The organism is Buchnera aphidicola (Pemphigus obesinymphae) (assembly GCF_026122815.1).
In the GTDB taxonomy this organism is placed as follows: Bacteria; Pseudomonadota; Gammaproteobacteria; order Enterobacterales; family Enterobacteriaceae; genus Buchnera_C; species Buchnera_C aphidicola_BJ.
The window spans coordinates 1-529 of sequence record NZ_JAIWQW010000075.1 but is presented as its reverse complement, the minus strand read 5'-3'; the positions used below and the strand labels follow the sequence as shown (position 1 = coordinate 529).

1 protein-coding gene is annotated in these 529 nt (G+C 33.6%); it reads right to left on the bottom strand.

What is annotated here, in order from left to right; genetic code table 11:
- Positions 1-529 (bottom strand): DnaJ C-terminal domain-containing protein (locus LDP10_RS03160; protein ID WP_321160504.1); only part of this gene is annotated, 529 nt, incomplete at both ends.

Genomic DNA, 529 nt, shown 5'->3' with positions numbered 1-529 from the left:
ACAACAACGCGACAAAGCAAATCTCCTTGTGAACTACTTCGCACAGATTTTACTCCTCTTCCTCTAATACGAAATAATTTTCCTGATTGTGTTTCATTTGGTATTTTTAATTTAACTCTTCCGTCTAAAGTAGGAACTTCTATTTCTCCTCCTAATGCTGCCATAGAAAAATTAATAGGTACTTCACAATATAAATTATTAGCTTCTCTTTCAAAAATAGGGTGTTTTTTTACTGTAATTTGAACATATAAATCTCCTGAGCTTGCTCCATTAGATCCAGCTTCACCTTCATTATTTAGACGAATTTGATCATTAGTATCTATTCCCGAAGGAATTTTCACCGATAATATTTTCTCTTTTTCAATTCGACCAGTACCACGACAGTGGTGGCAAGGGCTTTTTATAATAGAACCACTACCTTGGCAAGTAGAACAAGTTTGTTGAACAGTAAAAAATCCTTTTCTAATATGTATTTGTCCTTTACCACGACAAGAAGGACAATTTTGTGCTAAAGATCCTAATTTAGATC